This is a genomic window from Sphingomonas sp. (assembly GCF_035317925.1).
Lineage (GTDB): Bacteria > Pseudomonadota > Alphaproteobacteria > Sphingomonadales > Sphingomonadaceae > Sphingomonas_I.
Window position 1 is genome coordinate 1 of record NZ_DATHFV010000016.1, and the last position, 2846, is coordinate 2846.

Annotated in this window: 4 protein-coding genes; all 4 read left to right on the forward strand. The window is 66.3% G+C overall.

Annotation, left to right across the window (positions count from 1 at the left end):
* Positions 1 to 804, forward strand: an 804-nt coding sequence (locus VK533_RS00950; protein WP_324374117.1) for a lipopolysaccharide biosynthesis protein, incomplete at its 5' end; no start/stop codon positions are given.
* A gap of 7 nt (positions 805 to 811) precedes the next feature.
* A complete protein-coding gene (locus VK533_RS00955; protein WP_324374119.1) occupies positions 812 to 1339 on the forward strand; it encodes an HAD family hydrolase in 528 nt (175 codons plus the stop codon).
* Positions 1340 to 1386: 47 nt separating this feature from the next.
* The gene (locus VK533_RS00960) at positions 1387 to 2523 is read left to right on the forward strand and encodes an AGE family epimerase/isomerase (RefSeq protein WP_324374121.1); all 1137 of its coding nucleotides are present in this window, start codon (positions 1387 to 1389) and stop codon (positions 2521 to 2523) included.
* Positions 2520 to 2846 (forward strand): bifunctional heptose 7-phosphate kinase/heptose 1-phosphate adenyltransferase (locus VK533_RS00965; protein ID WP_324374123.1); only part of this gene is annotated, 327 nt, incomplete at its 3' end. The genes VK533_RS00960 and VK533_RS00965, both read left to right, overlap by 4 nt.

A 2846-nucleotide genomic window follows, 5' to 3' on the forward strand; every position in this document is an offset into this window, starting at 1 on the left:
CAGCCCGGTGTCGACCTGTTAAACCGCCTGTACCCGGCCAATCCGACCCCCGAACGGCTGCTGAAATATTATCAGAAGCACGTCACGGTGAAGTACAGCACCGAGACCGGCATCACCGTCGTCAAGGTGCACAGCTTCACCCCGCAGGACAGCTATGAGATCGCCCGCAAGCTGATCCAGATCGGCGAACAGCGGGTCAACATGCTCAACGCGCGCAGCTATGAAGACGCGATCGCCAATTCCCGGCGCGTGCTGGCCGACGCCGAAGCGTCGCTGACCGCCAATGCCGCGGCCATGACCGCCTTCCGCCATCGCAGCGGCGATATCGATCCGCAGGCCTCCGGCGAGGCGCAGCTGAGTATCGTCTCGGGCGTCCAGACGGATCTGGCCAAGGCGCGCACGCAGCTTGCGGCGATGGCCGGCGTGATCAGCCCCTCGAGCCCGCAATATCAGGCGCTCGCCGGCCATGTTCGGGCCCTGGAGGCGCAACTGAGCACCCAGTCCGGTAAACTCACCGGCCGCGCCGATTCGATCACCAACGACGTCAGCGAATATCAGGCGCTGGTGCTGCGCCGCGATTTCCTCAACAAGCGCTACGAAGCGGCCGCCGCCGGCCTGGAGAAATCGCGCGAGCAGGCGATCCAGCAGCAGCTTTATCTGGTGCGTGTGGTCGACGCGAACATGCCGGTCAAATCGACCTTTCCCGAGCGGGGCCGGATTCTCGGCACCGTGCTGGTCGCCCTGTTGCTGGTCTATTCGATCGGTTGGCTGATCGTGGCCGGCGTGCGCGAGCACGCCGCCTGATCGGGCGGTGACTTCCGATATTGCGATCGCCCGGCCGGCGGCCTTCCTCGACCGCGACGGCGTGATCAACGTCGATACCGGCTACACGCATCGCGCGGAGGATCTGGCGTTCACACCAACCGCGGTGGAGGCGATCCGGGTGCTCAACGCGGCCGACTATCGCGTGCTGGTGGTGACCAATCAGTCGGGCGTCGCGCGCGGCCTCTATGGCATCGCCGAGGTCGAGGCATTCCACGCGCATATCGACCGGATGCTGGGGCAAGCCGGCGCGCGGATCGATGCTTATTATTATTGCCCCTATCATCCCGACGGGACGGTCGCGGAATATGCGGTCGAGCATGAGGACCGCAAACCCGGCCCGGGCATGATCCGCCGCGCGATGCGCGACTGGAATGTGAAGGCGGAGGGCAGCTTCCTGATCGGAGACCGGCAAAGCGACGCGGACAGCGCGGCGGCGGCCGGCCTGCCCTGGCGGCTGATCGAGCGCGATACAGGCGACCTCGCCGCCGCCGTGCGCGGCTTCCTTGGCGCATGACGCACGCCTCGCACTTCGCCGCCTTTTGCCCTAGATCGGGCTGAGGGATGCTGGGCACTTTTCTCGACTGGACCGTCGGCACGGCTTTGCCTTTCTGGGCCGAGCGCGGGTTCGATGCGGGCGCCGCCCGGTTCCGCGAACGGCTGGATTTCGCAGGCCGGCCCGTCGCCGTGCCGCATCGCGCGATGGTCCAGGCGCGGCAGATATTCGTGTTCGCCGAAGCCGCGCGATTCGGCTGGCTGCCGGACGGCGCCGCGCTTGCGGAGGCAGCGATGGCCTCGCTCCTGCGCGATTTCGCCGAGGATTCGGGCGACGAAACCAGCGTCGCTTTTTCGATCGACCCCGCGAGCGGCGCGATCCTGTCGAGCCTGCGCGACGCTTATGCGCACGCTTTCCTGCTTTTCTCGATCGCTTCGCTTTATCGCCTGAACGGCGATGCACGCCTGCTCGACCGGGCGGATCGCATCATCAATTTCGTCGAACGGCGCCTGGCCGATCCGGCCCATGGCGGTCTGTTCGACGCAATTCCGGCACCTTCCGAGAAGCGCCAGAATCCGCATATGCATCTGCTCGAGGCCTATCTGTTCCTCGACGAGGCCGCCCCCGGCCGGGGCTATATCGAGCGCGCGGCCGCATTGGTGGACCTGTTCCGGCGGCATTTCTTCCAGGACGGGCTGCTGCACGAATATTTCGCGCCCGACTGGTCGCCATCGCCGCGTGCCGAATGGGAGCCGGGCCATCATTTCGAATGGGTCTGGCTGCTGGCCGAATATGGTGCGCGTACCGGCGACGATGTGGGCGCTTCCGCCCGGGCGCTCTATGCCTCGGCAAAGATGCACGGATTGGCCGTCGACGGCCTGATTCTCGATGCGCTTTCCCCTGATTTTGCCGTGATCCGGTCTTCGCGCCGCCTGTGGCCGCATGCCGAGGCAATCAAGGCGGCGGCGGCACGCAAGGACAGCGATCCGGATGCGCGCGCCTTCGCCGAGGCGATGGCGACGAAGTTGATGGATCATTTTCTGGGCCAGCCCTTCGCGGGCGGATGGATCGATCATGTCGCGGCGGATGGCGCGCCTCTGGTCGATTATGTGCCGGCCAGCTCGCTCTATCACCTCGTGCTGGCGGCGGGCGTCGCGGCAAAAGACTTTGCAGCGGCGCCGGCTCTTGCCAAGGCAGTGTCATGACCGCCTATCTCGACCGCCTGTCCGATCGCCGCGTCGCCGTGATCGGCGACGTCATGCTCGATTGCTATATGTCGGGCACGGTCAGCCGCATCTCGCCCGAGGCCCCCGTGCCGGTGATGCGCGTCACCGAGGAACGCGCCGTGCCGGGTGGCGCCGCCAATGTCGCCGCCAATCTCGCCAGCCTCGGCCTCGGCGTGAATCTGGTCGGTCTGGCGGGCCAGGACAGCGCGCGCGACGAATTGGTGAGCCTGCTGGCCAATATGGGCGATATCGATTGCAACGGAATCGCCGCCGTCGCCGGACGCCGCACCACCCGCAAGCTG